We start from the raw sequence: 22134 nt of genomic DNA on the forward strand, positions 1-22134 counted from the left end.
CCTGAGCTTCATCATTATTAGCGGCCGCCCACCCTTCGCCGCAAGACATCAATCTCGAAGACTTTCGATGGACGAATCGAGGCTGGATCGTGACGATGCGTAACTCCCCGGCGGTGACCGCGCCGCCCGAGCCGGGCCCGCCCGGCGGGCTGAACGGCGGGCCGAACGGCGGAGCCGGCGCCGCGGGGGCGCGCCGTCACCGCGACGACCGGCGGGTCGCCTGGCTGTTCCTGCTGCCGGTGCTGGTCGGCTTCGCGGTGTTCTACCTGTACCCGACGGTGCGTGGCGTCTGGTACTCGCTCACCGACTACAGCCTGCTCAACACCCCGTCGTACGTGGGCGCCGACAACTACGCGAAGCTGGTCAGCGACGCGCAGTTCTGGAAGTCGCTGCGGATCACCGCGTACTACGTGGTCGTCAACATCGGGTCGCAGACGCTGCTCGCGCTCGGCGTCGCGGCGCTCATGCACCGGCTGACCCGCTCGGTCGTGCTGCGGGCGACGCTGCTGCTGCCGTGGCTGGTGCCCAACGTGACCGTCGGGCTGCTGTGGATGTGGCTGCTGGACGCCAATCTCGGCTTCGTCAACCACCTGCTGACCGCCGCGGGCCTGGAGAGCCGGGGGTTCCTCACCTCGCCGGACCTGGCGATGCCGTCCATCGCGCTCATCAACACCTGGGCCTACACCGGCTACACGGCGCTGCTGCTCTACGCCGGCATGCTGCAGATCCCGCTGCACCTCTACGAGAGCGCCTCCCTGGACGGCGCGGGCGAGCTGCGGATGTTCCGCATGATCACGCTGCCGCTGCTGCGCCCGATCCTCGCGCTGGTGCTCGTCGTGTCGCTGATCGGCTCGTTCCAGATCTTCGACACCGTCGCCGTCACCGACAAGATCGTGCCGGTCGGCGCCACCCGGGTCATCTACTACTACATCTACCAGCAGGCGTTCACGTACTTCCACATGGGCTACGCCTCGGCCGTCGCGATGGCGCTCGTGCTGATCCTCGGTGTGCTCACCGCCGTGCAGATGTGGCTGCTGCGCGCCTCCCGATCCGACCTCACCTGAGAGGCATCATGTCCCGCCGCCTGACGCCCGGTCGGCTGCTCGCCTGGGCCGCGCTCATCGCCTTCCTCGTGGTCACGATCGTGCCCTTCTACTGGATGGTCCGCACCGCGATCACCCCCGCCGCCGACATCTACCGCGACAGCACCGGCATCGTGCCGGAGCACCCCACGCTGATCAACTTCGAGCGGGTCCTCGGGCTCGTCGACGACGAGACCGCCCGCGCCGCCGGTGGCTCCGGCGCGAAGATCAACTTCTTCCGGTACACGCTGAACTCCCTCATCTACAGCGGCGCCATCGCCATCGTCCAGACCTTCTGCTGCGCCATGGCCGGATACGCCTTCGCCCGCCTCCGCTTCCCCGGCCGGGACCTGCTCTTCGGGCTGTTCGTCGCGGCCCTGATGGTCCCGCCGATCTTCACGCTGCTGCCCAACTTCGCGCTCATGCGGCAGTTCGACGCCGTCGACACCTTCGCCGGCATGGTCGCGCCGTCGCTGCTGATGACCCCGTTCGCGGTGTTCTTCCTCCGCCAGTTCTTCCTGTCGGTGCCGCGCGAGGTCGAGGAGGCGGCCGTCATCGACGGCGCGAGCCGCTGGGGCATCTTCTGGCGGGTCATCCTGCCGATGAGCCGCGGCCCGCTCATCACCATCGCCCTGACCACGTCCGTGTGGGCGTGGAAGGACTACCTGTGGCCGCTGCTCGTCGGCCGCGGCGAGGACAACCGGGTGCTCACCGTCGCGCTCGGCGTGTTCCTCCAGCAGTCACCGAACACCGCACCCGACTGGACCGGGCTCATGGCCGGCTCCACCCTGTCCGTCCTGCCCGTCCTGCTGCTGCTGATCTTCCTCGGCAAGCGGCTCGTCCAGTCCCTGAACTTCACCGGCATCAAATGACACCTGAGCTTCACCGCATCAACGACACCTGAGCTTCACGGGCATCAATGACAGCTGAACTTCACGGGCATCAATGACACCCCCCACCCCGTCCTCGAAAGGGATCCCCATGTCCAGACTCCGTATGGCGGCGGCCGCGCTGTCCGCCGCGGCGATCGTCCTGCCCCTCGCGGCCGCCTGCTCCGACGAGTCCGGCGGCGACACCGGCAACGTCACGCTCAACTACTGGCTCTGGGACGACAAGCAGCTGCCGCCCTACCAGGCGTGCGCCGACGCGTTCACCAAGGCCAACCCGAACATCACCATCAAGTTCACGCAGACCGCGTGGTCGCAGTACTGGCAGAACCTGACCACCCAGCTCGCCGCCGGCAGCGCGCCCGACGTGTGGACCGACCACGCGTCCTACTACCCGCAGTTCGTTTCCAGCAACCAGATCCTCGACATCCAGCCGTTCGTCACGAAGGACAAGGTCGACCTCGGCCAGTACCAGGCGGGCCTCGCCGACCTGTTCGTCAAGGACGGCAAGCGCTACGGCCTGCCGAAGGACTGGGACACGATGGCCCTGGTCTACAACACCAAGCTCGTCACCGACACCGCCGGCCTGGACAAGCTCACCTGGAACCCCAGCGACGGCGGCACCTTCGAGCAGGCGATCGCCAAGGCCACCGTCGACAGCCAGGGCCGCAACGGCCTCGACCCGGCCTTCGACAAGAACAACGTGAAGGTCTACGGCTTCCTGCCGGAGTGGGCCGACGGCTCGCAGGGCCAGAACGGCTGGGGCGACCTCGCCGTCGCCAACGGCTTCACGTACCTCGACAAGAACCCGTGGGGCACGAAGTACAAGTACGACGACCCGAAGCTCGCCGAGACCATCGGCTGGTTCAAGCACCTCATCGACAAGGGCTACGCGCCGAAGTTCGACAAGCAGTCGAACCTCGGCCGGGACGCGGTGATGGACACCGGGACGGCGGCGTACACCATCGTCGGCTCCTGGACCATCGGCACCTACCTCGGCACCGGCGCCAAGCAGCAGTACGCGTTCGCCCCGCTGCCCACCGGCCCGGCCGGGCGCAAGACCGCCATCAACGGCCTCTCCGACGCCATCTACGCCGGCACCAAGCACCCCGACCAGGCATGGGCGTGGGTGAAGTTCCTCGGCTCGTCCGCCTGCCAGGACGTCGTCGGCGAGAAGGCCGTCGTGTTCCCCGCCGTCAAGTCCGGCACCGAGAAGGCCCTCGCCGCCCACAAGGCCGCCGGCCGCAACGTGCAGGCCTTCACCGACCAGGCGACCGCGTCCGGCGGCACCTTCTTCCTGCCGATCACCGACCACGGCAACGAGGTCAGCCAGATCGTGCAGGACGCGATCCAGTCCGTCGCGCTCGGCCAGGCCGCCCCCGCCGACGCGCTGAAGAAGGCCAACGACCAGGTCAACGCCCTGTTCAAGTAGCCCTTCGAACCAAGCGGCGGGGCGCTCGGCCCGCGTCCCGCCGCCACACAACCTGATGAGGAGAACCATGGCACAGCTCGTCGAGGTCGGCGGACACCACTTCGCCGTCCAGCACTCCGCCGCACCGGCCGTCGACATCGGCACTGCCCCCGGCGGCGTCCTGCTGCCCCCCGGCCGGGTGGCGATCCTGCACGGCCTCGGCGACGCGTCGTTCTACCGGCACGGGCAGAACTCGTGGAGCCCGTGCGGCTGGCGGCGGCTGAGCGAGCCCCCGCTGCGGGTGCCGAACCCGACCCGGCTCGTCACCGCCGACGACCCCACGTTCGACGACCCGGCGCGGCACCACTCCTCGGCCGTCGCCGCGTTGCAGGGCCCCGACGGCGGCACCCTGCTGCTCGGTGCCCTCGGCCTCGACACGCCGCGGCTCACCGCCGACCACGACACCCTCACCGGCTGGTACGCCGCCTCCGGCGCCGACTGGTTCCTCGCCTACGGCCCCGAAGAGGACGTGTTCGCCGCCTACGCGGCGGCGCTCGCGTCGCGGTTCGGCGCCGGCACGCGCCGCGCCGGCAACGTGTGGTGCAGCTGGTACGCCTACTACGAGAACGTCACCGAGGCCCAGCTCACCAAGGACATCGCGGACCTGGCCGGGCTGCCCTTCGACGTCGTGCAGATCGACGACGGCTGGGAGGAGCTGGTCGGCGACTGGCAGCCCAACGCGAAGTTCCCCAGCGGCATGCGGGCGGTCGCCGACCGCATCGCCGACGCCGGGTTCACGCCGGGGCTGTGGCTCGCCCCGTTCATCGCGCTGCCGCACTCGCGCCTCGTCGAGACCCGGCCCGAGCTGCTGCTGCGCGACGAGTCCGGGCAGCCGGTCGTCGCCGGGTACAACTGGGGCGGCCCCTACTACGCCCTCGACCTCGCCCGTGAGGACGCCCTCGCGCATGTCGCCGCGCTGATCCGGACGGTCGTGCACGACTGGGGGTACCGCTACCTCAAGCTCGACTTCATCAACGCCGGCGCCGCACCGCTCCCGGGCCGTGACCGCGACCGGCTCTACCGGGAGGGGCTGCGGGTCATCCGGGAGGCCGCCGGCGACGACGTCTACCTGCTCGGGTCCGGCGCGATCCTGCTGCCGTCGCTCGGCATCCTCGACGGCCTGCGCAGCGGCCCCGACGTCGCGCCCATGTGGGACAACTACGCCTCCGTCGACCCCTCCGACGCCACCGCCCGCAACGCCGTCGTCAACAGCGTGCACCGGCTCTGGCAGTCCCCGCTCGTCGAGGTCGACCCCGACGTCATCTACTTCCGCAGCAAGCTCAACCTGCTCACCACCCAGCAGACCCGCTGGCTGCGCGACCTCGCCGACGTCTGCGGCTTCCGGGCCGTCTCCGACCCGCCGAGCTGGCTCACGCCGGCCGAGCTCGAGGACCTGCGCGAGTACCTCGACGCGAAGCCGGTCATCCGCCGGCTCGGCCGCTACCGCTACACCCTCGACGGCCGCGAGGTCGACTTCGCCCCGGCCGTCGCCACCGACGGCCAGCTCTACCCCATCTCCTGAGGCGGTGCCGCCCGATGCCCGAAACGGAGCCCAAAACGGAGCCCGTCACGGAACCCTTGCTGCCGGCCGTCCGCCACCAACGCATCATCGAGCTGCTGGCCCAGAGCGAGTACGTGACGATCGCCGACGTCCGCAACGCCACCGGCGCCTCCCTGGCCACCACGCAACGCGACCTGGCGCGGCTGGCCACCACGGGCGCCCTGGCCCGGATCCGGGGCGGCGCCACCCGCCCCCAGGCACCCCGCGGCGAGGCCCGCCTGCTCGCCGCGTGCCTGACCCGGGTCCGCCACGCCCTCGACCGCCACGACCTCACCACCGCCGAGCACGCCCTGCACCAGGCCCTCGACGCCTGCGCCCGCCTCCGCCGCGGCTGACCCGGCCGGTGCGGCCGGCCGCGTCGCAGACCCGCGCCGTCCCGTGGCGGCGCCACCGGGTGTCCGGGGTGCGGCTGCGCCGGTCCCGGGCGCACGACCTGGACCGGCCCGGCTGGACCGACGGCTGTCAGTACGAGTTCGAGGCGATCCTCCAAGGGGCCGAGCAGGTCGTCCACAGTGGACAGCGACGCGAGCGCGGTCGTGCGGGCGGCCAGCGCCTCGGCGGCGGCCGGGGGCAGGGCGCGGGCGGCGTTGAGCTGAAACTCGCGGGCCAGGGGCGGCGGGGGGAGCGGCGCCTCGGCGCTGCCGAGGGAGGCGTCGACGCGGTGCTCGTGCCCGGCGCCGACCCGCAGGACGGCGGCGAAGGTGTGCGGGAAGATCCTCGTGGCGCGGTCGTCGGCGACGCAGCGGACCTTGGTGGCCAGGGCGAGGCGGGCGGGGTCGAGGGGCCGGTGAAGTCGTCCAGGCCGACGCCGAGCCCGCCGCCGCCGAGCAGGGCCGTCGCGACCGTGTAGGGGCTGGAGAACTTCCCGTGGTAACTGCTGCGCGGCCGGACCTTCTCGGCGGCGGGTTCGGCGATGGTGCGAAGGGTCGGCGCCGCCACCCCGAGCTCGATCCAGTCCACGGCCGACGGGTCGAGGCCGGCGGCGCGCAGGGCGAGGGCGCAGTCGATGCCCGGGTGGGTGAAGTGGTTGGACGGATAGGGCTTGAACGCGGCGCGCAGCAGCTCCCAGCGGGTGCCGAGGCCGGCGAGGAGCGCGCCGTCGCGGCGGCCGTCCGTGTACGCCCGGTGTGACGGATCTCCGGTGCGGGCGGCCTGCCGGAGGCGCCGACGGGCCGCCGGGGAAGACTCCGGTGCGTGTCGTGGTGGATGTACGCGCTGCTGCCCCTCGCCGGGGTCGGCGCCGGGCTGGTGGGCAGCGTCGCCGGGCTGGCGTCGCTGATCAGCTACCCGGTGCTGCTGGCGATGGGGCTGCCACCCGTCACGGCGAACGTCACCAACAGCGTCTCGCTCGTCTTCAGCAGCGCCGGGTCGATCACCGGGTCGCGGCCGGAGCTCGCCGGGCAGGCCGCGCGGCTGCGGTGGCTCGCCGTCGCGGCGGTCGCCGGTGGGGTCACGGGCAGCGCGCTGCTGCTCCTCGTGCCCGCGGAGACGTTCGAGGTGGTGGTGCCGTGGCTGATCGCGGGCGCGTCCCTGGCGATCCTGCTGCCGCGCCGACCGGCCGACGCCGAGCCGCACCGGCACCACGGGTGGTTCCTGGCGGGCGGGGTCGCCCTGGTCGGCGTGTACGGCGGCTACTTCGGCGCGGCCGCCGGCATCGTGCTGCTCGCGCTGCTGCTGGCGCTGACCCCGGCGACGTTCGCGCAGGGGAGTGCTGCGAAGAACGTCCTGCTGGGCGCGGCCAACGCGGTCGCCGCGTCCGCGTTCGCGCTCTTCGGGCCGGTGCACTGGCTCGCGGTGCTGCCGCTCGGCGTGGGCCTGTTCATCGGCGGCCGCCTCGGCCCGGTCGTCATCCGCCGCAGCCCGCCGGCCGCGCTTCGTGGCGTCATCGCCACCCTGGGCCTCGGCCTCGCCGTCCACCTGGGCTGGCAGGCGTACCGATGACCGCCGCCGCGAGCTACCGGGCGCTGCTGCGGACGCCCGGCGCGGCCGCGTTCTTCGTGCCGGCGGCCGGCGGCCGGGTCGGGATCGCGATGACGAGCCTCAGCATCGTGTGGCTGGTCCGGGACGCGACCGGGTCCTACGCGACCGCCGGCCTGGTCACGGGGGCGTTCGCCGTCGCGGACGCCGTGGCGGGGCCGCAGGTGGGCCGGCTGATCGACCGGTTCGGGCAGGCGAGAGTGCTCCTGCCGGGGGTCGTCGTGCACGCCCTGGCGGTCGGTGCGCTCGTGGCGGGCGCCGCCGGGCACGCGCCGGGCTGGCTGCTCGCCGCCGCCGGCGCGCTGGTCGGGGCGAGCCTGCCGCAGCTGAGCGCGGCCGTCCTGGCCCGGTGGTCGGCGCTGCTGGGCGGTGAGCGGCGGGCCGCGCTGCCGTCGGCGTACGCGCTGGAGTCGCTCAGCAACAGCGCCGCGTACTTCGTCGGGCCGGCGCTGGTGAGCGCGATCGCCGCGGCGGGCCGGCCCGTCCTCGGCGCGCTGACCGCCGCCGCGCTGGTGGTCGCCGGCGGGTCGCTGCTCGCGCTGCAGCGGCGGACCGCGCCGCCGGTCGTGGCGCACGACGGCCGCCGGCCACACCACCGCCGGGCGCTGCTGCGGCCGGGGTTCCTGCTGCTCGTCGGCGTGAACACGGCGATCGGCGGCTTCTTCGGCACGATGTCGATCGCCGTGACCGCGTTCGCCGTCGAGCGCGGCACGCCGGAGCTGGCGGCCGTGCTCTTCGCCGCGTCGAACGGCACCGGTCTCGTCGCCGTCCTCCTGTACGGCCTGCGCCCCTGGCCCGTGCGGCCGCGCACCCAGCTGGCCCTGGCGGGGGCGGCGCTGGGACTCGGCGCCCTGCCACTGGCGGCCGGCGGCATCGCGGGGGTCGCCGCGGGAGTGGTACTGACCGCGGCAGCGGTGCCGGTCGTCATCGTCCTCGGCTCGGTGCTCGCCGACGCCGTCGTCGCCCGCGGCGTGCTGACGGAGGCGTTCGCCTGGCTCGGCTCGGCGAGCGCCGCCGGCTCGGCCCTCGCGGCGACCGCGGCCGGCGCGGCGATCGACGGCTCGGGCGCCCACGGCGGCCTGCTGGTCGCGCTCGCCGCGGCCCTCACGACGGCCGCGCTCGCGGTCTGCGGCCTCCGCGCGCTCCACCCGTCGACAGCAGCGTCCGACCGGCCCTGACCCCTGCGCACCGGACCGGCGGCTACAGCGCGTGCCGCGCGCGCGACCGCGGCTTGGCGGCGGGGGACCGCGGCCTGGCGGGGGACCGCGGGGCCGGCACCGAATGCGCCGGCACCGAATGCACCGGCAGCTCCCGGCGTGGCCTGGGAACGGCGGGCGCGGACGTCAGGGCGAGGCGGTGGCGGCCACGGGCGGGAGCGGCGGCGGTGCGCCGCATCATGCGGAGGAAGGGCAGTTCGACGCCGTGGTAGAGCAGCATGGCGGCGATCAGGCTGAACCACAGCACGGACACCGTCGCGACCAGGGCCTGCGCCGGGCCGGCCCGGTGCGGGAGGAGACCGGTGCGCTCGAAGACGACGATCATCAGGAAGTGCACCAGGTAGAACGCGAAGGACAGCTCCCCCAGGTACACCATGACGGGGCGCGACCAGAGGGTGCGGCGCCCGAGCAGGTCGGCGCGGGCGGCGGCGGCCACGACGCAGGTGACGGGGACGAGGGTCAGGGTGTGCTCGTAGACGGGGTAGGGCACGAACAGGCCGGCGGCCATCGCCGGGGGCACCATCGCCAGGGACCAGCGCAGGCCGGGGCCGCGCCACGCGCCGGAGCGGACCAGCAGCGCGACCGTGACGCCGAGGGTGAACTCGGCCATGCGGACCGGGGGCAGGACGTAGCCGACCCAGGCCGCGGTCTCGCGCGAGGCGTGGACGAGGTTCGTGGAGAGGGCGGCGACGCACTCGACCATCATGACCGCGATCGCCCACAGCCCGGCCGGCCCCAGGCGCCGCAGGCCGGCGAGCAGGAGCGGGAAGCACAGGTAGAAGAACACCTCGCAGGACAGCGACCAGCTGACGATGTTGAGCCCGGCGTACACGTCACGGCGCGGCAGCCAGCTCTGCGTGAGGGTCAGGTGGGTGGCCAGCTGCAGCGGGCCGGCGCCGCCGATGATGAAGATCGCCGCCACGGTGGTGACGAGCGCCGCAGGGTAGATCTTGCTGAACCGGCGCCACCAGAACGCCGGCACCGACATGCCGGGATGAAACGACCAGGCGAGCACGAAACCGGACAGCACGAAGAAGAACGACACGCCGAGCCCGCCGCCGTGGGCGAGGAGGGCCCAGACCGCCGAGCGGACGGGCTTCGGCGCGACGAGCTGCGGGTTGTAGTACTGCTCGAGGAGGTGCTGACCGAAGACGATGAACGCGGCAACCCAGCGCAGTCCGGTGAGCGACGGCAGGCGGCTGTTTCGATCCACCCCAGTTGTCTAACGAACGGTGCGCATCCCCAATGGCGATCCGGAACGGCTCACATCGAACCTCATCCTGCGAACGCGCGCAGCGCGGACGCCAGGGCGACGACGTCCGCGTACTTCGCGTCCAGGTCGAACAGGTTCGCGTCGTGCGGGCCGGGAGCGCGGTCGGCGCGGCCGCCGCCCTGACCGGGTCGGCGGCCGCGTCGTGCTCCGGTGTCTCAGGGCCCGGGCCAGACCGGGTGCAGGCCTTCCGGCGAGTCGTAGAACAGGTACGGGCGCAGCGTCGCCGTCTGCGTGAGGGTGCGGTGCAGGCGCGCCGGGCTCCCGCCGGGCGCGGCCAGGAACGGCTGGGTGGTGAGGAGGCGGCGCAGGTCAGAGAAGGGCCAGGCGGTGCCGAGCAGGGCCCGGATCCGGGCCAGGGTCGCGACCCCGTCCGGCGGGATGCCGTCGACGTACACGTCGGCGGAGTGCGGCAGGTCCCACACGGCGGTCCGGTCGCTGTGCCGGCAGCCGGTCAGGTGGTGCGGCACCGGCCGTCCCAGTAGCCGACGTGCCGCAGGGTCACAGCCGGAGACGGTGGCAAGCGGCGACTTCTGCCAGGGTGCCGCACGGGCGCGGGCACGCCGGCCCTCGGGGAGGGGCCGGCGTGCGGTCGGAGCGGTCCGGAGGTCAGCGCCAGGCCTGGTGGGTGGTGACGCCGCCGGGGTTGCAGTCGTACTGGACGAGCTTGGCCAGGGCCAGGATGCTGCCGTCCTTGACCGTCAGGCACTTCCAGCTGTTGTGGTTCACGAAGTGGAAGTAGCCCGGCACGGTGAGGATGTCGATCTTGAACCACTGCTGGTTGAGGTCGCCGTGGCAGGTGTACTGCTGGACCACCGCGTTGTTGGACTTGCTGCGGTCGCGGACGTCCAGGCACTTGCCGCTGTTGTAGTTGCGGATCAGGTAGAAGCCCTCGGTGCCGACCGGCTCCAGGTCGAACAGCTGCGCGGTGGAGCCGTTGCACGGGGACTGTTGCAGCTGCAGCTTGTTGCTCGTGCCCCAGTCGGGGACGTCCATGCACTGACCGCTGTGCGCCACGTCCCAGGAGCTCCAGACCGGGGCGGTGTCGGCGTGGGCGGCCGCGACCGGCGCGGCGGCCAGGCCGGCGCCGAGGACCAGTGCGAGCAGCATGCGGCGGGCAAACGTGATCATGATCGGTTCCTGTCGGTCGTGGCGCCGCCCGGGTTGGCGGCGCACACCGGGAACCGTGCCGCCCGGCGCTGAAACGGCGCTGAAACCGCCACTGAAACGGGCGGGGTCGTTCAGGAGCGAACGACCATCCGTCCGTCGTAGGACGGCCACGGGATGTTCACGCGACGGCCGTCGCACCAGACACTGGTGATCGTCGATATTGGCGGCGGCGAAGCCACGCCGCCTTACCGTCTGATCGGAGCTGGAATGACCCGACCGTCCCGTTTGATCGCCGCGCTGCTGACTGCGCTGCTGACCGGGGTGCTCGCCGCACTCGTCCTGGGCGCCCCGTCGCACGCGGCCCCGTCAGGGATCCCGTCCAAGGCGACGGCGCAGAGCTGGCTCACCGCGCTGACCGTCGCCGCCGAGGGCTCCAGCAGCGGGTACTCCCGCGACCTGTTCCCGCACTGGATCACCATCAGCGGTGCGTGCAACACCCGCGAGACCGTCCTCAAGCGCGACGGCACGTCCGTCGTCACCGACAGCTCGTGCGCGGCGACCTCGGGCCGCTGGTACTCCCCGTACGACGGCGCGACCTGGACCGCCGCCGCCGACGTCGACATCGACCACGTCGTGCCCCTGGCGGAGGCGTGGCGCTCCGGCGCGAGCTCCTGGACGACCGCGAAGCGGCAGAGCTTCGCCAACGACCTCACCCGCCCGCAGCTGATCGCCGTCACCGACAACGTGAACCAGTCCAAGGGCGACCAGGACCCGTCGACGTGGCAGCCGTCGCTGTCGTCGTACCGCTGCACGTACGCGAAGATGTGGATCGCGGTGAAGCACTACTGGGCGCTGAAGCTCCAGTCGTCGGAGAAGTCGGCGCTGCAGACGATGCTCAACACCTGCTCGTCCTGACCCGCGTGCGCCGGGGCGTTCGCGCGCCCCGGCGTACAGCTCTCGCCGGGCGCGGTCAGCCGGCGAGGGGGTGCCCGCCGTCGCCGTCGACCTTCACGTCCATCACGCCGTCCTCGTCGAGGTCGACCATGGTGACGTTGACCTGCCCGTCCCCGTCACTGTCGAGCTGGAACAGGTCGGCCTTGCCGTTGCCGTCGGTGTCGATGGCGAGCACGTCCGCGACCCCGTCCTGGTTCGTGTCGACGGCGAGCAGCTCGTCGCGCTGGTCGCCCCGGGTCTCGACAGATTCGCCCATGGCAGTTCCCTCTCTGCAGGTGTCCGGGACCACGCGCCCGAAGGACCGCCATGGTAGCCCCGGGCCATGAACCTCGGGTGCCGCCCGCCCGGCTACTTGCGCTCGACGCGGCGCAGGCCGTGGGCCGGGGTCCACCACTCGACGACGAGCAGGGTGGCCTCCGGGTCGAGATGGGTGTGGACGACCTCGGCGATGTCGGCGACGAAGCGGTCGCTGCCCGATTCGTCCGAGGTGACGGCGGTGACGCGGCCGGAGATCTTCGCCTCGCCGGGCCAGTCGGCCTCCGCGCCGTCGACGGGGTCGACGGTGGCGCTGTGCAGGGCGAAGCGCGGGTCGCGGCGCAGGTCGGCGCCCTTGCGGGCGCCGGGCATCGAGCCGAATGCCAGGTCGCCGTCGGTGAACTGCGCCTCGATGCCGGAGATCCTGGGGGAGCCGTCGGCGCGGAGCGTGGCGATCGTCTTGTGCCTGTGCGCGTCGAAAAGTACCCGCACGCGGTGGGCGAACTCCGGCTCGGCCCGCTCGACGTCCTGCCAAGTGGTCATGGGTTTCATGATGCCAGCAGGGCTCATGAAACACTGTGGCATGCACCTCCAGCACGGGCTTCTTGCCATAGCGGCGGTTCTCGCCATCGTCTCGGTCGCGAAAGTGGCGCCACGCGTCGGCGTGGCCGTGCCCATCGCGCTCGTCGTCGTCGGTATCGGGGTCAGTTACCTGCCGTTCGTGCCGAACGTCAACGTCGACCCGCACCTGATCCTGACCGTGGTCCTGCCACCGATCCTGTACTCGGCGGCGGTCAACGTGCACGCCACCGACTTCCGGCGCAACGTGAAGGCGATCGGCGGGCTGTCGGTGCTGCTCGTCGTCATCTCCGCGCTCGCCGTCGGGCTCCTGCTGCACGCGCTCATCCCCGACCTCAGCCTGGCCGCCGCGATCGCGCTCGGCGCGGTCGTGAGCCCGCCGGACGCGGTCGCGGCGATCTCGATCGGCAAGCGGCTGGGCCTGCCACCGCGGCTCGTGATCGTGCTGGAGGGCGAAGGGCTCATCAACGACGCCACCGCCCTGGTCCTGCTGCGGTCCGCGGTCGCCGCGACGGCCGGCGTCGTGTCGGCGTGGGACGTGCTCGGCGACTTCGCGTTCGCCGTCGCCGGCGGGCTCGTCATCGGGCTCGTCGCGGGCCTGCTCACGGTGTGGCTCCGGGCGAAGCTCAACGAGCCGGTGCTGACCACGGCGATCTCGTTCATCGTGCCGTTCCTCGCGTTCGTGCCCGCGGAGGAGATCCACGCGTCGGGCGTCCTCGCCGTCGTCGTCGCCGGGCTGGTGACCGGGCACCAGAGCGCGCGGCACTTCACCGCGCAGGACCGCATCAGCGAGCGCACCAACTGGCGCACCATCCAGCTGCTGCTGGACAACGGCGTGTTCCTGCTCATGGGGTACCAGATCGTCACCGTCGTCGGCGACGTGCACCACGGCGAGGACGACGTCCTCGTGACCGTCGGCATCGGTCTGGCCGTGACCGCCCTGCTGGTGCTGCTGCGGGTCATGTTCGTCGCGCCGCTGACCGCGATGCTGCGCCACGACCAGCGCCGCGCCTGGGCCCGCAAGGACCGCCTGCAGGGCATCCTGACGAGGCTGACCGAGCGGGAGCACGAGTCGCCGAAGTCGGCGGCGCGGGCCGGGTGGGTCGCGTCGCTGGTGCGCCGCCGGCAGGCGGACGACGCCTACCTGACCACGGAGGGCCTCGGCTGGCGCGGCGGCGCGGCGCTGGCCTGGGCCGGGATGCGGGGCGTCGTCACGCTCGCGGCGGCGCAGTCGCTGCCGCAGAGCGTCCCGCACCGCTCGCAGCTGATCCTCATCGCGTTCACCGTCGCGATCGTGACGCTGCTCGGGCAGGGCGCGACGCTGCCGGTGCTCATCAAGCGGCTGCGCATCGCCGGCACGGACGCCGAGGCCGACCGGCGTGAGCTGGCCCGGCTGATCGGCGAGATCACCGCCGAGGGCGAGGACGTGCTGGACAACCCCGACCTGCGGCAGGCCAGCGGCGCGCCGTTCGACGTGGAGGCGCTGGAGGCGGCCCGCCGGGAGAACGCCGCGATCGGCCAGGCCCTCACCCAGCCCCACGACCCCGCGGAGAGCGACCTCGCGCATCAGCGTCGTGAGCTGCACCGGCTGCTGCTCGAGTCGGCGCAGGCCGCGCTGCTGGACGCGCGCGAGTCCGGCACGTACACCTCCCGCGCCCTCCAGCACGTCCAGCACATGCTCGACACCGCGGTCACCAACCTGGACCCCGCCGAGGTGCACTGAAGCCATGACGGGCCGCCCCGGACGCACGGGGCGGCCCGGGCCTGCGCCCCCGCGGGCTCAGCGGGCGACGCGGCGGAGGCAGGCGACGAAGCCCTGGTCCATGCTGACCAGCTCCCAGCCGCGGGTCTCCAGGTACTCCACGGCGGTCAGGACCTCGTCGAGCATGGCGTTCTGGCCGGCGCCGGGGTTGACGGCGGCGCCGAGCGCGGTCGAGAGCGACATGGAGGGGCCGATGACGATGTACCGGAAGGGGTAGCCGTCCAGGACGGCGCGGCCGGTGGCGATGTCGTTGGCGCGGAAGACCCTGGACGGTCGTGGCGGTGGTGGCGGCTGCACCGCCGCATCATCACACGGCCGGCGGCGCGCCGCCCTCCGGCCGTGTGACGGTGCGGGTTCAGTAGGTCCAGACCTGGTTGGCCGCGCCGGTGCAGGTCCAGATCTGCAGGCGGGTGCCGTTGGCGGAGCTGGAGCCGGCCGCGTCGAGGCACTTGCCGGAGCCGGCGTTGACCAGGGTCGACCCGGTGCGGGTCCAGCGCTGCGCCGCGGTGCCGTTGCAGTCGTACAGCTGGACCTTGGTGCCGTTGGCGGTGCCGGCGGCGGTCACGTCCATGCACTTGCCGAGGGCGCGCACGGTGCCGTCCGACAGGCGGGCCCAGCTCTGGGCGGCGGTGCCGTTGCAGTCGTACAGCTGGACCGCGGTGCCGTTGGCGCTGTTCGCGCCGGCGACGTCGACGCACTTGCCGCCGTAGCCGTGGATCGGGCCGACGGAGCCCGGCGGCGTGGTGGTGGGCGGCGTGGTGGTGCTCCCGACCCAGGCGGTGGCGGCCGCGGCGCCGGTGCTGTCGATGGCGGCGTTGCTCTCCACGGGGCTCGGCACGCTGCTGGGGAAGACGATGTACGTGACCGGTCCGGCGGTGCCGCCGCTGGCGGGGTTCGGGTCGATGCCGAGCGCGACCGCCAGGGCGTAGGAGCCCTCGCCGATGATGTTGCTGGGGCCCTCGTCGGCGAAGACGGCGTAGGCGACCTTGCCGTTGTAGACGACCGCGGCGACGCTGCCGGCGCGGATGCCGTTGGCGGAGTACGTGAAGCGGCTGCTGGGCAGCGGCACGACGAAGTAGCGGGTCACGTCCGAGGTGAAGTACGCGCCGGTCGACGTGGTGAACGAGGTCTGCGCCTGGTACCACGGGTCGGTCGAGGCGTTGCAGCGGGCGGTGGAGATGCCGTCGCAGTCGATGTCCATGTCGGCGGTCCAGAAGTACGCCGAGCCGTTCTTGCAGATCGCGACGGTCTCCGCGGCGCCGTCGTCGGTGGCGTACCGGCCGTTGGAGACCTGGTTGCAGGTGGAGGTCTTGGCGAGCAGCTGGGCGGCGGTGGGTCCGGCGGCGAGCGCCGCGGACTGGGTGGTGAGGGCGTAGGCGGCGGTCGCGACCACGGACAGTGCGACGGACGCGAGCGCCAGGATCGGTCTGCGCATGGCGGGCTCCAGACGTCGTCGGGCGGGCGGGGACACCGGACAGGTAACCTGACTAACAGATTTCTGTCAATACGATGCTCCCGGCCCGGCCGCCGCTCGGCATCGGAGTCGCCGCGTCGCCGGGGCCGGCCGCCGGCCGGTCGCACCGACGGGTGCAAATGGCCTCTTGCCAGTCGGCATGTCCGCGAATAATGATGTAGTCCTTCGGAAGTTCGCCTACACCTCTGCGTATTGCCGGTGTCCTGCCGCCGCCCCACCGCCCGGGCCGCGGCGGTGACGCCGTGCGCACGCGCGCCCGCAAGGCCGGCCCCGACACCCCCTCCGAGCCGAGGAAACCCATGAGACGAAGCTTCACCGTCGCCCTGCTCACCGCCCTCACGATCGCGGCGGCGGCCACCCCCGCCGCGGCCCACCCCGGCACACCGCAGTGGAAGCCCCTCGCCTACACGGCCGCGCCCGCCGACAACCCGCTCAAGGGCTTCATGCCGTTCGCCGGCGACTACGAGACGTTCCCGCACAGCATGGAGTGGTTCTACCTGCCGCTGCGCGACGTCATGACCGGACCGAAGCAGTTCCGCTGGGACGCCTTCGAGCGGCAGCTCGACGCCGTCGCCGGGCGCGGTCACCAGGCCGTGTTCCGGTTCTACCTCGACTACCCGGGCAAGCCGACCGGCATCCCGCAGTACCTGCTGGACGCCGGCCTCGTCACCCGCCCGTACCCCGACTTCGGCAACAACGGCGTCAGCGTCGCGCCCGACTACAGCGACCCGCGGCTCGTCACTGCGCTGGAGAACTTCATCACCGCGCTCGGCCGCCGGTATGACGGCGATCCCCGCATCGGGTACATCACCCTGGGCCTCATCGGCTTCTGGGGCGAATGGCACACCTGGCCCTACGACGGCTGGACCCAGCCCGACAACTGGATGCCGGGCACCGACGTGCTGACCCGCATCCTCGGCCGGTACGAGGCGGCGTTCGACGAGACGCACCTCCTGGCCCGCTACCCCAGCCCGGAGAACAAGCCGCTGAACATCGGCTACCACGACGACTCGTTCGCGTTCGAGACGCTGCCGCCCACGTCGTGGCACTTCGTGCAGCGCCTCATCGACAACGGCGTCACCGACAAGTGGCGCACCCAGCCCGTCGGCGGCGAGCTGCGCCCGGAGATCCAGTCCTGCCTGTGGGACGAGCCGGTCTCCTGCCCGCAGCACGAGGACTACGCCGAGTCCGTCGCGCAGACCCATGCCTCGTGGCTGATCAACCACGCCGCGTTCACCGGCGGCGGGTTCACCGGCGACAAGTACCAGCGAGCCCTGGCCGGCGCGAGGTCCCTCGGCTACGAGCTGACCGTCACCGAGGCGGCGCTGGCCCGTGACCGCGTCACCGTCCGCGTCGAGAACCGCGGTGTCGCGCCGTTCTACGCCGACTGGCGGGCCAAGCTGGCCATTGTGGACAGTCGCGGTCGCGTCGAACGGCGCTGGCACACCGGCTGGAGCATGGCCGGCATCCAGCCGGGTCAGGGTGCTACGACGCTGTCCGCGCGCATCGACACCCGCGGCCTGCGCCCCGGCCGCCACACCGTCGTCATGCGCGTGGACAACCCGCTCCGCAACGGGATCCCGCTGCGGTTCGCCAACACCGCCCAGAACACCAGCACCGGCTGGCTCACGCTCGGCACCGTCTGACCGCTGAAAGGGAGCACCGCCCATGCGATCCCTGCGCATCCTGGCCGCCGCGGCGACCCTGGTCCTGTCCCTGCTACCCGCTTCCGCCGCGACCGCGGCCCCGGCGGGGCCACCGCCCCGGCCCGCCGCCGGGCCCGGACCCGACACCAGCCTCGCCACCCACACGTACGCCTACGCCGACGCTCCGCTCGGGCAGCCGCTGAAAGGCTTCGCCCCCTACCTGTTCCCCGGCGACAACCTGTCCACGAAGTACCCCGGTGGTCTCGTCTGGAGCTACTTCGCCCTCAACGAGGTCATGAAGGACCCGGCCAGCTGCGCGGTGTTCGACTGGAGCGTGTTCGAGAAGGCCCTCGACGAGGCCGCCGTCTGGGGGCGGCAGGTCGCGTTCCGGTTCTACCTCGAATACCCCGGCGGCAGCGGCACCCACCCGGGCAACGGCATCCCGCCGTGCCTGAACGGCAAGATGGCCCTGCGCACCAACGGCTTCTGGGGCACTGTCAGCCCCGACTACGACGACCCCGACGTCATCGCCGCGCTCACCAGCTTCATCAACGCGTTCGCCCAGCGCTACGACCGGGCCGGGCCGGGCGGCACCGCCGACCCGCGCATCGGGTTCATGTCGCTCGGCCTCGTCGGGCTGTGGGGCGAGTGGCACACCTGGCCCTACGACCGGGACGCCGCCGACGGCTACCCCGACCTGATGCCGACCGACGCCACGATCCGCACCATCATCGGCGCGTACGACGCGGCGTTCAGCAACATCCAGCTGGAGGTCCGCTACCCCCTCGCCGGCACGGAGACGGCGAACATCGGCTTCCACGACGACTCGTGGCCGTACAAGGAGTGGCGTGGCGGGCAGCTCAAGGGCATGACCCTGCCGATGTCGATGAACGGCTGGGACGACGCGTTCCTGCAGCTGCAGCTCAACACCGGCACCGAGAACCGGTGGACCACCCAGTCGATCGGCGGCGAGGCCCGGCCCGAGATCCAGGGCAGCCTCTACACCGACTGGCCCAACGGGTCGAACCAGGTCGACGACGTCCTCGCCGCGACCGAGCTGACCCACATCACCTGGATGATCAACCAGACCGGCGCCGGCGGGTACAGCACCAGCGACCCGAAGGTCGCCGCGGGTGTCCGCAAGATGGGCTACAACCTGCACATCCCGCAGGCGAACTTCAACGCCACCGCGGCCGGCACGGTCAAGGTCGGCGTCACGATGCAGAACACCGGTGTCGCACCGTTCTACTACCCGTGGACCACCGTCATCGGGCTGCGCGACGCCGCCGGCACCGTCGTGAAGACCTGGGACACGAGCTGGGACCTGCGGCAGGTGCAGCCGCTGAAGATCCGGGCGTTCCCGGACTGGAACGCCGGCGCCGGCTACCTCGACTACGGCCGGCCGGTGAACTTCTCCACCACCCTCAGCACCGCCGGGGTGCCCGCCGGGTCGTACAGCCTGGTGCTGAAGGTCCGCAATCCACTGGAGACGGTCACGCCGGCCGTGCTGCGGGCCCGCCCCGCCGCCAGCCGCCTCACCGACTGGGTCATCGACCAGTGGCGGCCGGCGCTGCCGCTGTCCTTCGCCAACGCCAACCAGGGCACCGACGGCTGGGTCGACCTCGGCGCCGTCTCGACGACCGGCACCTGCACCGGTGACTGTGCCGCGCCGTCCGTACCGGGTGGGCTCGCGGTCACGGGCGTGACGTCGTCGAGCGTGGCGCTGTCCTGGTCGCCGTCGACGGACAACGTGGGCGTCACCGGCTACCAGGTGCTCCGCGACGGCACCCAGATCGGCACCGCGACGGGGACGACGTTCACCGACACCGGCCGCCCGTCCGGGCAGACGTACCAGTACACGGTGCGTGCCGTGGACGCCGCCGGCAACGTCTCCGGCCCGTCCGCCGCCGTCAGCGCGACGACGACCGGCTGCGCGGGGGACTGCACCGCTCCGACCGCTCCGTCGGGCCTGACCGCATCCGCCGCAGGCACCAGCGTCTCGCTGTCCTGGTCGCCGTCGACCGACAACGTCGGCGTCACCGGGTACGAGGTGTTCCAGGGGTCCACCCTGGTCGGGACACCTGCCGGCACCTCGTTCACCGACACCGGCCTGGCCCCGTCCACTGTGTACACCTACACCGTGAAGGCCCGCGACGCGGCCGGCAACCGTTCGCCGGCCTCCGGCGCGGTGACGGTGACGACCGCCGGAGTCCCGGCCGGCCTGCTGCTGGACGACTTCGACGGCAGCCCGGCGTACCCGTCGGCGGCGCAGAACGACCTGGGCAGGTGGACCGGCGGCAACTGCTTCCTCGACGGCGGCGGCTCCGGCGTCGTCGCCGGCGGGGCGCTGAGCCTGCGGTACAACAACTGCGGCTGGTTCGGCTCCGACGTCGGCGTCGACCTCAGCAGCCGCACCTACCTGGTGATCCGGGTCAAGGGCGCGGCCGGTGGCGAGCAGACCCACTTCAACCTGGGCCTCGGCGGCACCACGAAGGTGTTCGCCGACTACACCCTCGACGGCGGCGCCCACCCCGTCGTCACCACGTCCTATCAGGACATCCGGATCCCCCTGGCCGCCAACGGGATCAGCCGGAACTCGCCGTCGCAGCTGACGATGGGCTTCTGGTACGGCGGCAGCTCCACCATCACCATCGACAGCATCAGCTTCGTCTGACGCGGTCCGCCCGGCCGGGGCGCCGTGCCCCGGCCGGGCCCTACTTCGTCGTCTTCACCCCGTAGACCGCTGTGACCGGGACCGGGCCGGCGCAGCGGGAGTCGTTGGACCGAGCCGGCCCGCCAGAGTCCGTGCCCATCCGACGTACCCGCCGGGTCGCCGGACGGTCCGGTCGCGGCGGTCAGGGGCTGCCCGGGGTGACGAGGCCGTGCTCGTAGGCGTGGACGACCGCCTGCACGCGGTCCCGCAGGTCGAGCTTCGTCAGCACCCGGCTCACGTGCGTCTTGACGGTCGCCTCCGACAGGTGCAGCGCGGCGGCGATCTCGGCGTTGCTCAGGCCGCGGGCGACCAGCTGCAGCACCTCCAGCTCCCGGTCGGTGAGCCGGTCGGCGGCGAGGGCGGCGGCCGTGTCGACCGGCGGGACGCGCAGGAACCGGTCGATGAGCCGCCGGGTGACGGCCGGGGCGAGCAGCGCGTCACCGGCCGCGACGGTCCGGACCGCCTCCGCGAGCTGGCCCGGCGGCGCGTCCTTGAGCAGGAAGCCGGCCGCCCCGGCGCGCAGTGCCTCGTAGACGTAGCCGTCGAGGTCGAACGTGGTGAGCACCAGCACCCGCGGGCCGTCCTGCCGGTGGCGGATGCGGCGGGTCGCCTCGATGCCGTCCATCACCGGCATGCGGATGTCCATCATGACCACGTCGGGGGCGAGGGAACCGGCGAGCCGGACCGCCTCCGCGCCGTCGGCCGCCTCACCGACGACGGTCAGGTCCGGCTGCGCGCCGAGCATCGCCGACAGCCCGGACCGGATCAGGGCGTGGTCGTCCGCGACGAGCACCGTGATCATGCCGACCCCCTCGGCAGCCGTGCCTCGACCGCGAACCCTTCGCCGTCGGGCCCGGCGATGACCGTCCCCCCGTACAGCCGGGCGCGCTCCCGCATGCCGATCAGCCCCCTGCCGCTGCCCGGCGGACCCTGGCGGTGACCCGGCGCCGGGGCGGCGTTGCGGACCGCCACGTCGATCCAGCGGGCGGTGTATCCGATGTGGACGGTGGTGGCGGCGGGCCCGGCGTGCCGCCGGACGTTGGTGAGCGCCTCCTGCACGATCCGGTAACCGGCCAGGTCGAGGCCCGGCGCGACGTCGCCGCGCTCGCCGCCGACCGTCAGCGTGACCGGCAGGCCGGCGGCGCGGACCTCGTCCACCAGGTCGGCGACCCGCTCGAGGGTCGGCTGCGGTGCCAGTACAGACGCGGCACCGGCGGCATCGTCACGCTGGACGTCAAGGACATGTCGCATCTCCGTCAGCGCCTCCCGGGCGGTCCTGCGGGCGGCGGCCACATGGCGGCGCGCCAGGTCGGGGTCGATGGCCATGAGCTCCTCGGCGGCGCCCGCCTGCACCGCCACGATCGAGAGGGAGTGGGCGACGACGTCGTGCAGCTCGCGGGCGATCCGCTCCCGCTCGGCGGCGACGGCCTCGGCGGCTCGGCTGCCGGCTTCCCTCCGGGCGGCCGCCGCGTCCGCGGCACGCGCTTCCGCTTCCCTGCGGGCGGTTTCGGCGTCCTCGGCCCGGGCCTTGGCTTCGCGGCGGGCGGTTTCGGCGTCCTCTGCCCTGGCCCTGGCCTCCCGGCGCGCGGTGGCGGCCTGGGCGGCCCGGAGGCGGACGAGCCAGCCGCCGGTCCACGCGCCGGCGATGAAGAACCCGAGGATGAACAGCTGGCCCGGGGTGTCGGTCGTGTAGTAGCCGAGCGGGTCCAGCGACAGCATCGCCGCGAGCGTGACGACCCCGCCCGCGACGGCGACGACCGGCCGGCGCGCGTGCAGGGCCGCGGAGAACACCGCGACGAGCATGCTCGGGAACGGGAACGTGCTCTCCTCCGCCCCCGGCACCGCGAACACCCGCACCATCAGCACCGCGACGAGCGCCACCACGACCGCGGTCGGCGCGCGGCGGCGCACGAGCAGCGGCAGCGTCACCCCGGCGGCGAAGAGCGCCCGCTGCCACCACGAGCCCGGCCCGGCCGCGGTCGCCGCCTCCAGCAACGCCCATGCGAGCAGCACGGCGGTGAGGGTGACGTCGGCGCGCGTCGGCCGGCGGGGCACCCGCGCGAGTGTGGTGAGCGCGTCCACACCGACGAGCCTAGGCCCAGCCGAGGTGTGCCCGCGTCATCCCTCGGTCGCACGCGCGTCAGCCTTCAGTCGTACCCGGGTCGCGACGCCGGAC

Annotated in this window: 21 protein-coding genes and 1 pseudogene; 12 read left to right on the forward strand and 10 right to left on the reverse strand. The window is 72.6% G+C overall.

The genetic code is table 11. The features are described from left to right. Window positions 1-95 precede the first annotated feature (95 nt). From ACFY3L_RS19830 to ACFY3L_RS19855, 6 genes are all read left to right on the forward strand, one after another. Window positions 96-1064, forward strand: a complete 969-nt coding sequence (locus ACFY3L_RS19830; RefSeq protein WP_389326091.1) for a carbohydrate ABC transporter permease — start codon at window positions 96-98, stop codon at window positions 1062-1064. Window positions 1065-1072: 8 nt separating this feature from the next. Further along, complete coding sequence (locus ACFY3L_RS19835; RefSeq protein ID WP_389325600.1) at window positions 1073-1954, forward strand: carbohydrate ABC transporter permease; 882 nt, start codon at window positions 1073-1075, stop codon at window positions 1952-1954. 109 nt (window positions 1955-2063) lie between these two features. Continuing rightward, window positions 2064-3401: an ABC transporter substrate-binding protein gene (locus tag ACFY3L_RS19840; protein ID WP_389325603.1), complete on the forward strand. Its 1338-nt coding sequence runs from the start codon at window positions 2064-2066 to the stop codon at window positions 3399-3401. Between the two features lie 67 nt (window positions 3402-3468). Next, window positions 3469-4962, forward strand: a complete 1494-nt coding sequence (locus ACFY3L_RS19845; protein ID WP_389325606.1) for a glycoside hydrolase family 36 protein — start codon at window positions 3469-3471, stop codon at window positions 4960-4962. Window positions 4963-4976: 14 nt separating this feature from the next. Continuing rightward, window positions 4977-5336: a DeoR family transcriptional regulator gene (locus tag ACFY3L_RS19850; protein WP_389325609.1), complete on the forward strand. Its 360-nt coding sequence runs from the start codon at window positions 4977-4979 to the stop codon at window positions 5334-5336. An 8-nt stretch (window positions 5337-5344) separates the two neighbouring features. Then, window positions 5345-5851, forward strand: coding sequence for a hypothetical protein (locus tag ACFY3L_RS19855; RefSeq protein WP_389325612.1), 507 nt, complete (start codon window positions 5345-5347; stop codon window positions 5849-5851). Here the strand turns inward: ACFY3L_RS19855 and ACFY3L_RS19860 are convergent. Then, a pseudogene (locus tag ACFY3L_RS19860) lies at window positions 5851-6063 on the reverse strand (MmgE/PrpD family protein); the annotation flags it as partial. The gene ACFY3L_RS19855 and the pseudogene ACFY3L_RS19860 overlap by 1 nt on opposite strands. Window positions 6064-6195: 132 nt before the next feature. Between ACFY3L_RS19860 and ACFY3L_RS19865 the strand changes: the two are divergent. After that, window positions 6196-6942: a sulfite exporter TauE/SafE family protein gene (locus ACFY3L_RS19865; RefSeq protein WP_389325615.1), complete on the forward strand. Its 747-nt coding sequence runs from the start codon at window positions 6196-6198 to the stop codon at window positions 6940-6942. Further along, a complete protein-coding gene (locus ACFY3L_RS19870; RefSeq protein ID WP_389325618.1) occupies window positions 6939-8156 on the forward strand; it encodes an MFS transporter in 1218 nt (405 codons plus the stop codon). Before ACFY3L_RS19865 ends, ACFY3L_RS19870 begins: the two co-directional genes overlap by 4 nt. 22 nt (window positions 8157-8178) lie before the next feature. Here the strand turns inward: ACFY3L_RS19870 and ACFY3L_RS19875 are convergent, their stop codons facing one another. From ACFY3L_RS19875 to ACFY3L_RS19885, 3 genes are all read right to left on the reverse strand, one after another. Beyond that, window positions 8179-9408: an acyltransferase family protein gene (locus tag ACFY3L_RS19875; RefSeq protein WP_389325621.1), complete on the reverse strand. Its 1230-nt coding sequence runs from the start codon at window positions 9406-9408 to the stop codon at window positions 8179-8181. A gap of 215 nt (window positions 9409-9623) precedes the next feature. Further along, window positions 9624-9935: a hypothetical protein gene (locus ACFY3L_RS19880; RefSeq protein ID WP_389325624.1), complete on the reverse strand. Its 312-nt coding sequence runs from the start codon at window positions 9933-9935 to the stop codon at window positions 9624-9626. A gap of 139 nt (window positions 9936-10074) precedes the next feature. Beyond that, the gene (locus ACFY3L_RS19885; RefSeq protein ID WP_389325627.1) at window positions 10075-10596 is read right to left on the reverse strand and encodes an RICIN domain-containing protein; all 522 of its coding nucleotides are present in this window, start codon (window positions 10594-10596) and stop codon (window positions 10075-10077) included. Window positions 10597-10842: 246 nt separating this feature from the next. On the opposite strand from ACFY3L_RS19885, the gene ACFY3L_RS19890 reads away from it, so the two are divergent. Further along, window positions 10843-11490, forward strand: a complete 648-nt coding sequence (locus ACFY3L_RS19890) for an HNH endonuclease family protein (RefSeq protein ID WP_389325630.1) — start codon at window positions 10843-10845, stop codon at window positions 11488-11490. Window positions 11491-11545: 55 nt separating this feature from the next. Here the strand turns inward: ACFY3L_RS19890 and ACFY3L_RS19895 are convergent, their stop codons facing one another. Together ACFY3L_RS19895 and ACFY3L_RS19900 are read right to left on the reverse strand one after the other, a co-directional pair. Continuing rightward, window positions 11546-11785 (reverse strand): hypothetical protein, encoded by a 240-nt coding sequence (locus tag ACFY3L_RS19895; RefSeq protein WP_389325633.1) that lies wholly within the window; start codon window positions 11783-11785, stop codon window positions 11546-11548. Between the two features lie 92 nt (window positions 11786-11877). Next, on the reverse strand, window positions 11878-12327 hold the full coding sequence (locus tag ACFY3L_RS19900; RefSeq protein WP_389325636.1) for a pyridoxamine 5'-phosphate oxidase family protein: 450 nt from the start codon (window positions 12325-12327) through the stop codon (window positions 11878-11880). A 40-nt stretch (window positions 12328-12367) separates the two neighbouring features. On the opposite strand from ACFY3L_RS19900, the gene ACFY3L_RS19905 reads away from it, so the two are divergent. Next, on the forward strand, window positions 12368-14086 hold the full coding sequence (locus tag ACFY3L_RS19905) for a cation:proton antiporter (protein WP_389325639.1): 1719 nt from the start codon (window positions 12368-12370) through the stop codon (window positions 14084-14086). Window positions 14087-14143: 57 nt separating this feature from the next. Here ACFY3L_RS19905 and ACFY3L_RS19910 read toward each other — a convergent pair whose 3' ends face one another. Together ACFY3L_RS19910 and ACFY3L_RS19915 are read right to left on the reverse strand one after the other, a co-directional pair. Then, a complete protein-coding gene (locus tag ACFY3L_RS19910; protein ID WP_389325642.1) occupies window positions 14144-14422 on the reverse strand; it encodes a hypothetical protein in 279 nt (92 codons plus the stop codon). A gap of 58 nt (window positions 14423-14480) precedes the next feature. Beyond that, window positions 14481-15560, reverse strand: a complete 1080-nt coding sequence (locus ACFY3L_RS19915) for a ricin-type beta-trefoil lectin domain protein (protein ID WP_389325645.1) — start codon at window positions 15558-15560, stop codon at window positions 14481-14483. Window positions 15561-15898: 338 nt separating this feature from the next. On the opposite strand from ACFY3L_RS19915, the gene ACFY3L_RS19920 reads away from it, so the two are divergent. Together ACFY3L_RS19920 and ACFY3L_RS19925 are read left to right on the forward strand one after the other, a co-directional pair. Then, window positions 15899-17245, forward strand: a complete 1347-nt coding sequence (locus ACFY3L_RS19920) for a DUF4832 domain-containing protein (protein ID WP_389325648.1) — start codon at window positions 15899-15901, stop codon at window positions 17243-17245. A 22-nt stretch (window positions 17246-17267) separates the two neighbouring features. Further along, complete coding sequence (locus ACFY3L_RS19925) at window positions 17268-19919, forward strand: fibronectin type III domain-containing protein (protein WP_389325651.1); 2652 nt, start codon at window positions 17268-17270, stop codon at window positions 19917-19919. 181 nt (window positions 19920-20100) lie between these two features. Here ACFY3L_RS19925 and ACFY3L_RS19930 read toward each other — a convergent pair whose 3' ends face one another. After that, window positions 20101-20760, reverse strand: a complete 660-nt coding sequence (locus tag ACFY3L_RS19930; RefSeq protein ID WP_389325654.1) for a response regulator — start codon at window positions 20758-20760, stop codon at window positions 20101-20103. Next, window positions 20757-22040, reverse strand: a complete 1284-nt coding sequence (locus tag ACFY3L_RS19935; RefSeq protein ID WP_389325657.1) for a sensor histidine kinase — start codon at window positions 22038-22040, stop codon at window positions 20757-20759. The genes ACFY3L_RS19930 and ACFY3L_RS19935 overlap by 4 nt, the downstream gene beginning before the upstream one ends. Window positions 22041-22134: the final 94 nt, after the last annotated feature.

Source organism: Dactylosporangium sp. NPDC000521 (assembly GCF_042898305.1).
Lineage (GTDB): Bacteria > Actinomycetota > Actinomycetes > Mycobacteriales > Micromonosporaceae > Dactylosporangium.

Coding starts and splice junctions, on each gene's coding strand:
- ACFY3L_RS19830 (WP_389326091.1), top strand. CDS start 96: ATGCGTAACTCCCCGGCGGTGACCGCGCCGCCCGAGCCGGGCCCGCCC.
- ACFY3L_RS19835 (WP_389325600.1), top strand. CDS start 1,073: ATGTCCCGCCGCCTGACGCCCGGTCGGCTGCTCGCCTGGGCCGCGCTC.
- ACFY3L_RS19840 (WP_389325603.1), top strand. CDS start 2,064: ATGTCCAGACTCCGTATGGCGGCGGCCGCGCTGTCCGCCGCGGCGATC.
- ACFY3L_RS19845 (WP_389325606.1), top strand. CDS start 3,469: ATGGCACAGCTCGTCGAGGTCGGCGGACACCACTTCGCCGTCCAGCAC.
- ACFY3L_RS19850 (WP_389325609.1), top strand. CDS start 4,977: ATGCCCGAAACGGAGCCCAAAACGGAGCCCGTCACGGAACCCTTGCTG.
- ACFY3L_RS19870 (WP_389325618.1), top strand. CDS start 6,939: ATGACCGCCGCCGCGAGCTACCGGGCGCTGCTGCGGACGCCCGGCGCG.
- ACFY3L_RS19885 (WP_389325627.1), bottom strand. CDS start 10,596: ATGATCACGTTTGCCCGCCGCATGCTGCTCGCACTGGTCCTCGGCGCC.
- ACFY3L_RS19890 (WP_389325630.1), top strand. CDS start 10,843: ATGACCCGACCGTCCCGTTTGATCGCCGCGCTGCTGACTGCGCTGCTG.
- ACFY3L_RS19895 (WP_389325633.1), bottom strand. CDS start 11,785: ATGGGCGAATCTGTCGAGACCCGGGGCGACCAGCGCGACGAGCTGCTC.
- ACFY3L_RS19900 (WP_389325636.1), bottom strand. CDS start 12,327: ATGACCACTTGGCAGGACGTCGAGCGGGCCGAGCCGGAGTTCGCCCAC.
- ACFY3L_RS19905 (WP_389325639.1), top strand. CDS start 12,368: ATGCACCTCCAGCACGGGCTTCTTGCCATAGCGGCGGTTCTCGCCATC.
- ACFY3L_RS19915 (WP_389325645.1), bottom strand. CDS start 15,560: ATGCGCAGACCGATCCTGGCGCTCGCGTCCGTCGCACTGTCCGTGGTC.
- ACFY3L_RS19920 (WP_389325648.1), top strand. CDS start 15,899: ATGAGACGAAGCTTCACCGTCGCCCTGCTCACCGCCCTCACGATCGCG.
- ACFY3L_RS19925 (WP_389325651.1), top strand. CDS start 17,268: ATGCGATCCCTGCGCATCCTGGCCGCCGCGGCGACCCTGGTCCTGTCC.
- ACFY3L_RS19930 (WP_389325654.1), bottom strand. CDS start 20,760: ATGATCACGGTGCTCGTCGCGGACGACCACGCCCTGATCCGGTCCGGG.